This is a genomic window from Pseudomonas edaphica, assembly GCF_005863185.1.
Lineage (GTDB): Bacteria > Pseudomonadota > Gammaproteobacteria > Pseudomonadales > Pseudomonadaceae > Aquipseudomonas > Aquipseudomonas edaphica.
Window position 1 is genome coordinate 21,797 of sequence record NZ_VBVZ01000008.1, and the last position, 6,572, is coordinate 28,368.

7 protein-coding genes are annotated in these 6,572 nt (G+C 60.3%); 6 read left to right on the forward strand and 1 reads right to left on the reverse strand.

Translation table 11 applies throughout. The features are described from left to right. The first annotated feature begins 61 nt into the window (after positions 1-61). The 4 genes from FEM54_RS01235 to FEM54_RS01250 all read left to right on the forward strand — a co-directional run bounded on the left by FEM54_RS01235 (position 62) and on the right by FEM54_RS01250 (position 3,913). Entirely contained in the window at positions 62-1,324 is a 1,263-nt protein-coding gene (locus FEM54_RS01235) for an ATP-binding protein (protein WP_017138277.1), read from the forward strand. Continuing rightward, positions 1,317-1,877 (forward strand): response regulator transcription factor, encoded by a 561-nt coding sequence (locus tag FEM54_RS01240; RefSeq protein WP_003171731.1) that lies wholly within the window; start codon positions 1,317-1,319, stop codon positions 1,875-1,877. Before FEM54_RS01235 ends, FEM54_RS01240 begins: the two co-directional genes overlap by 8 nt. Before the next feature lie 99 nt (positions 1,878-1,976). After that, positions 1,977-3,701 carry an ABC transporter ATP-binding protein/permease gene (locus FEM54_RS01245; protein ID WP_138449137.1) on the forward strand — a complete coding sequence of 575 codons (1,725 nt, stop codon included), beginning with the start codon at positions 1,977-1,979 and terminating at the stop codon, positions 3,699-3,701. A 17-nt stretch (positions 3,702-3,718) separates the two neighbouring features. Beyond that, positions 3,719-3,913 carry a hypothetical protein gene (locus FEM54_RS01250; RefSeq protein ID WP_099548363.1) on the forward strand — a complete coding sequence of 65 codons (195 nt, stop codon included), beginning with the start codon at positions 3,719-3,721 and terminating at the stop codon, positions 3,911-3,913. Here the strand turns inward: FEM54_RS01250 and FEM54_RS01255 are convergent. Further along, the gene (locus tag FEM54_RS01255) at positions 3,895-4,332 is read right to left on the reverse strand and encodes a Z-ring associated ZapG family protein (RefSeq protein WP_017138275.1); all 438 of its coding nucleotides are present in this window, start codon (positions 4,330-4,332) and stop codon (positions 3,895-3,897) included. The genes FEM54_RS01250 and FEM54_RS01255 overlap by 19 nt on opposite strands. Positions 4,333-4,479: 147 nt before the next feature. Between FEM54_RS01255 and FEM54_RS01260 the strand changes: the two genes are divergently transcribed. Next, positions 4,480-5,109 (forward strand): alpha/beta hydrolase, encoded by a 630-nt coding sequence (locus FEM54_RS01260; protein ID WP_138449139.1) that lies wholly within the window; start codon positions 4,480-4,482, stop codon positions 5,107-5,109. Positions 5,110-5,133: 24 nt separating this feature from the next. After that, on the forward strand, positions 5,134-6,489 hold the full coding sequence (locus tag FEM54_RS01265; RefSeq protein ID WP_138449140.1) for a tryptophan--tRNA ligase: 1,356 nt from the start codon (positions 5,134-5,136) through the stop codon (positions 6,487-6,489). Positions 6,490-6,572 lie beyond the last annotated feature (83 nt).

Below are 6,572 nucleotides of genomic sequence, written 5' to 3' on the forward strand. Positions count from 1 at the left end.
CAGCGGGTCTGCTTCGTTTATACTCGTGCCGATCCGCCTGCAGCGCTCACCGGGAGAGCTCATGCTCGCCGCCGTAAAACTGACTTCCGCCACACGCCAGAACCTCTGGCGCCTGACGTTCATCCGCACCCTGGTACTGGCCGCACAGGCCGGCTCCGTCGGGCTTGCCTATTGGTTCGACCTGCTGCCGCTGCCGTGGCTGCAACTGGGTGTGACCCTGGCGTTTTCCACTGTGCTGTGCGCGTTCACGGCCATCCGCCTGCGTACCACGTGGCCTGTGACCGAGTTGGAATACGCACTCCAGTTGGCCTGCGATCTGTTTATCCACAGTGTGTTGCTTTATTTCTCTGGTGGTTCCACCAACCCGTTTGTTTCTTACTACCTGGTGCCACTGACCATCGCCGCCGTGACCTTGCCATGGCGCTATTCGGTAGTGCTGTCGGGTATTGCGCTGACGCTCTATACCTTGCTGCTGGCGCAGTTCTATCCGTTGCAAACCTTTCCCATCGCCCGTGAAAACCTGCAGATCTACGGGATGTGGCTGAGCTTCGCGCTGTCTGCTGCAGTGATCACGTTCTTCGCTGCACGCATGGCCGAAGAACTGCGCCGTCAGGAAGAACTGCGCGCCATACGCCGCGAAGAAGGCCTGCGCGACCAGCAATTGCTGGCCGTCGCCACCCAGGCCGCGGGTGCCGCCCACGAGTTGGGCACACCACTGGCGACCATGAGCGTGCTGCTTAACGAAATGACCCAGGACCATCACGACCCGGTGTTGCAAGAAGATCTCGGCGTGCTGCGCGAACAGGTCAAGCAATGCAAGCAGACCTTGCAACAACTGGTGCGCGCCGCCGAAGCCAATCGCCGCCTGGCGGTGGAGATGCAGGACGTGACCCAGTGGCTCGACGAAGCCCTGAATCGCTGGCACCTGATGCGCCCCGAAGCCAGTTACCGTTTTCATCTATTAGGGCAGGGCAGTGTGCCGCGCATGGCGCCGCCGCCGGACCTGACCCAGGCCTTGCTCAACCTGCTGAACAACGCCGCCGACGCTTGCCCCGAAGGCTTGGGCGTGCAGCTGGACTGGGACGCGGAAAACGTCACCATCAGCATTCGTGACCACGGCGCGGGCGTGCCGCTGGCCATTGCCGAACAGATCGGCAAACCCTTCTTTACCACCAAGGGCAAAGGCTTCGGCCTCGGCCTGTTTTTGAGCAAGGCCAGCGTGACCCGCGCGGGCGGCTCAGTGAAGCTCTATAGTCATGAGGAAGGTGGCACGCTCACCGAGCTGCGCCTGCCCCGTGTCGCACGAGGAGATATCGATGAGTGACGAGATCCAAGTCGAAGGCGAAGAACTGCCGCACCTGTTGCTGGTAGATGACGACGCCACCTTTACCCGCGTGATGGCGCGCGCCATGAGCCGTCGTGGCTTTCGCGTGAGCACCGCAGGTTCGGCTGAAGAAGGCCTGACCATCGCCCAGGCCGACCTGCCGGACTACGCCGCGCTCGACCTGAAAATGGATGGCGACTCCGGCCTGGTGCTGCTGCCCAAGCTGCTGGAGCTCGACCCGGAAATGCGCGTGGTGATCCTCACCGGCTACTCCAGCATCGCCACCGCCGTTGAGGCCATCAAGCGCGGCGCCTGCAACTACCTGTGCAAGCCGGCGGATGCCGACGACGTGCTGGCTGCGTTGCTCTCAGAGCACGCCGACCTCGATACCCTGGTGCCGGAAAACCCGATGTCGGTGGACCGCCTGCAGTGGGAACACATCCAGCGCGTGCTCACCGAACACGAAGGCAATATCTCCGCCACTGCCCGTGCCCTGGGCATGCACCGTCGCACCCTGCAACGCAAGCTGCAGAAGCGTCCTGTACGGCGCTGAACAAAGTCTGAACAATCTGCTTCAGGCTGCACAGCGCGCTGAACCGATCGTCTATGATCGGTTCAAACGCCTGTCACATTTTCTTACAGAGCCTGAACGATGAATCAGAACGCTGAGTATTCCGCGGTCAACGACGCGGTGCGTGGGCAATTCTTGCGCCGAACCTGGGCGATGATCACACCGTATTGGCGTAGTGAAGAGAAGGGCAAGGCCTGGTTGTTGCTGGCTGTGGTGATTGGTCTGACGCTGTTCAGCGTGGCGATTTCCGTGTGGCTTAACCACTGGTACAAGGATTTCTACAACGCCCTGGAAAAAAAGGACACTGCGGCCTTCTGGCAACAGATCATCTATTTCTGCGGCATCGCTGCAGTGGCTATTCTCGGCGCGGTCTACCGCCTCTATCTGACCCAGATGTTGACCATTCGCTGGCGCGCGTGGCTCACCGAAAAGCACTTTGCACGCTGGCTTAACAACAAGAACTACTACCAGTTGGAGCAGGGCGGCTACACCGATAACCCGGACCAGCGGATTTCCGAAGACCTCAATAGCTTTACCTTGAACACATTAGCTCTGGGTTTGGGCCTGCTGCGCAATGTGGTCAGTCTGGTGTCGTTCTCGATTATCTTGTGGGGCGTGTCGGGCAGCATCGAAGTGTTCGGTATCACCATCCCCGGCTACATGTTCTGGTGCGCATTGCTGTATGCCGCCGTCGGCAGTTGGCTGACGCACCTGATCGGCCGTCGTTTGATCGGCCTTAGCAACCAGCAGCAACGGTTCGAAGCAGACTTGCGTTTCTCCATGGTGCGCGTGCGGGAAAATGCCGAAAGCATTGCTTTGTACAATGGCGAGTCAAACGAGAATCAACGTTTGAGTGCGCGGTTCGGCAAGGTCTGGCACAACTATTGGGACATCATGAAGGTGTCCAAGCGCCTGACATTCTTCACCGCAGGCTATGAGCAGATCGCGGTTGTCTTTGCATTTATCGTGGCGGCACCGCGCTATTTCGCCGGCAAGATCGAACTGGGCGAGCTGATGCAAATCAACTCGGCGTTCGGCAATGTGCAGGGCAACTTCAGCTGGTTTATCACCGCTTACTCCGACCTCGCCAGCTGGCGTGCCAGCAGTGACCGTCTGCTGAGTTTTCATGAGGCCATGAGCCGCAACGAACAACGTGCTCCGGCCATCGATGTGCGCCCGCAAGGCGAGCAACTGGTGGTCAAAGACCTGGGCATGGACCTGGCCGACGGCCGCCACCTGCTCACCGATGCCGACATGACGGTAGAGCCTGGCCAGCGCGTGATGCTCAGTGGGCGTTCCGGTAGCGGTAAAAGTACATTGCTGCGCGCCATGGGTGACTTGTGGCCGGCGGGCCACGGCAGCATTTGCCTGCCGGCGGCGCGTTATCTGTTCCTGCCGCAAAAGCCTTACTTGCCGATTGGCAGCCTGAAGGCCGTGTTGAGTTATCCACAAGACGACAGCACCTACCCGGCCGAACGTTATGCACAGGTCCTGGAAACTTGCCGCTTGCCGCATCTGGTCAGCCGTCTGGATGAGGCCAACCATTGGCAACGCATGCTCTCGCCCGGTGAGCAGCAACGTCTGGCCTTTGCGCGTGCCTTATTGTTCGCGCCGCAGTGGCTGTACATGGACGAAGCCACCTCGGCGATGGATGAAGAGGATGAAGCGAACCTGTATCAAGCGCTGATCGATGAACTGCCGGGTCTGAGCATCGTCAGTGTCGGCCATCGCAGCAGCCTCAAGCGTTTTCATGGGCGGCATGTGCGGATTGAGGGTGGGCTGTTGCAGGAGCAACAACCGGCTTAAGGTCTTACGCGGTCAATGTGGGAGTCGGGCTTGCCCGCGATGGCGGTGTGTCAGGCAATGGAAGCTTTGCTGATACACCGCTATCGCAGGCAAGCCAGCTCCCACAGTTGACCGGTGTCGCCTGCTTGATTGAGGCCCACAAAAAAGCCCGGCTGATCATCGATCAGCCGGGCTTTTTAGTGTTTGAAAAAACTTACTTCTTCAAACCGTAATGCTCATCCAGCATGCCTGGGGCGTTCGGCGTTTTTGGCGCGTAGTCCCGTGGCGGCTCCTGGTTTTCCCGCGGTGGCGTCAGGCGCTCCCGTGGGGCTTGCGGTGCATCGGAATGCAACGCGGCCAGCAGGCGCTGGCGGGTGATGTCGTCGAGGGCGAGGCGGTTGGCGCCATCGGCGAGATGATCCTGTACTTCCTGGTAGCTCTGGGTGAGCTTCTTGACCAGGGTCGCGGTGCTGTTGAAGTGGGTAACAACCTCGTTCTGATAACTGTCAAAACGTTCCTGAATGTCATCCAGCTGACGCTGCGTGCGGTTAGGCGCGGCATTCGGCAGCAGGCGGGCAACCAGGAATCCAATGGCGACACCGGCAACCAGGGCAAGAGTCGGCAACAACCAAACTAAGAGCGAGTGTTCCACGAGTCCTTCCTCTATAAACGGCTTTGCTTTACGTTAACGGCTCAAACCTGCGCTGTATACCGCGATTAAGCTCGCAATGATGCCATGCACAGACTTTTAGCTAGACGAGTCGACCCTTTGAGAGGTCACGGAGTTCATTCCTTGCTCATGCGTGAAACCCCCGTTTTGATCGCTGGCCCGGTGGGCCAATTGGAAGCCTTGTACCTGGATCACCCCGAGCCACGTGGCCTGGCGCTGATCTGCCACCCTAACCCGGTGCAAGGCGGGACCATGCTCAATAAAGTCGTTTCGACCCTGCAACGCACTGCCCGCGATGCTGGTTTGATTACTTTACGTTTCAATTACCGTGGCGTCGGCGCGAGCGCCGGTACTCACGACATGGCCACCGGTGAAGTGGACGATGCCGAAGCGGCGGCCACCTGGCTGCGGGAAAAGCACCCCGAGCTGCCGATCACCCTGCTCGGGTTTTCGTTCGGCGGTTATGTTGCAGCCAGTCTCGGCGGCCGCCTGGAAGCCAAGGGCGAAAAGCTTGCGCACCTGTTCATGGTTGCCGCTGCGGTGATGCGCCTGCGCGATAGCGACGTGCTGCCCCAAGGCTGCCCGTTAACCCTGATCCAGCCGGAAACCGACGAAGTGGTCGACCCACAGACCGTGTACGACTGGTCCGCCGCCCTGAAACGCCCCCATGAGCTGCTGAAAGTGGCAGAATGCGGACACTTTTTTCATGGCAAGCTCACCGATCTCAAGGATCTGGTGCTGCCGCGCCTCTCGAATTGATAGCAGTCTGATAAGCGATTACCCATGACGACTCGTACCCGTATCCTCACCGGCATCACCACCACCGGCACGCCGCACCTGGGCAACTACGCCGGTGCGATCCGCCCTGCGATCCTCGCCAGCCAGGACGCGAATGCCGATTCCTTTTACTTCCTGGCCGACTACCACGCCCTGATCAAGTGCGATGACCCGCAGCGCATCCAGCGCTCGCGCATGGAAATCGCCGCGACCTGGCTGGCCGGTGGCCTGGATGTGAACCGGGTGACCTTCTATCGCCAGTCCGACATCCCGGAAATCCCAGAACTGACCTGGCTGCTGACCTGTGTTGCCGCCAAGGGCCTGCTCAACCGCGCCCATGCCTACAAGGCCTCGGTGGACAAGAACGTTGAAGCCGGCGAAGCCCCGGACGCTGGCATCAGCATGGGCCTGTACAGCTACCCGGTGCTGATGGCGGCGGACATCCTGATGTTCAACGCGCACAAGGTGCCGGTCGGCCGTGACCAGATCCAGCACGTGGAAATGGCCCGCGACATCGGCCAGCGTTTCAACCACCTGTTCGGCAACGGTAAAGAATTCTTCACCATGCCTGAGGCGTTGATCGAAGAAAGCGTCGCCACTTTGCCAGGCCTCGATGGCCGCAAGATGTCCAAGAGCTACGACAACACCATCCCGTTGTTCACCAGCGCCAAGGACATGAAAGACGCGATCTCGCGGATCGTCACCGACTCGCGTGCGCCCGGCGAAGCCAAGGACCCGGACAATTCGCATCTGTTCACCTTGTTCCAGGCGTTTGCCAGCAAGGCTCAGGAACAAGAGTTCCGCGCCGATCTGCTGCAAGGCCTGGGCTGGGGCGAGGCGAAGAGCCGCCTGTTCCAACTGCTCGACAGCCAACTGAGCGAGCCGCGTGAGCGTTACCACCAGTTGATGTCGCGCCCCTCGGACATGGAAGACCTGCTGCTGATCGGCGCCAAGAAAGCCCGCGCCGTGGCCGCGCCGTTCCTTGCCGAGCTGCGTGAAGCCGTGGGCCTGCGCTCGTTCGTCAACCAGGCCGCCGCGCCGGTGGCGGCCAAGAAGAAAGCCGCGAAGGCTGCGCGCTTCGTGAGCTTCCGTGAAGACGACGGCAGCTTCCGCTTCCGCCTGCTGTCGGCCGATGGCGAGCAATTGCTGTTGTCGCGCAACTTTGCCGACGGCAAAGCGGCGGGCGCAGTGACCAAGCAACTGCAAAGCGGCGACGCGCTGGACGTACGCACTGAGGCCACAGGCTTCAGCGTATGGCTGGACGGTGCTGCCGTGGCCGACAGCGCTGAATTTGCCGACGAAACGTCGCGTGATGCTGCCATCGCCGCCTTGCGCGTTGCGTTGACCCCCATCGAGGATTAACCCGACCAAGGGTTGATTGCCATTATCCAGGGCCGTCGTTACAGTGACGGCCCGTTTTTGTTGCCTTGCTAACGAAATTATGA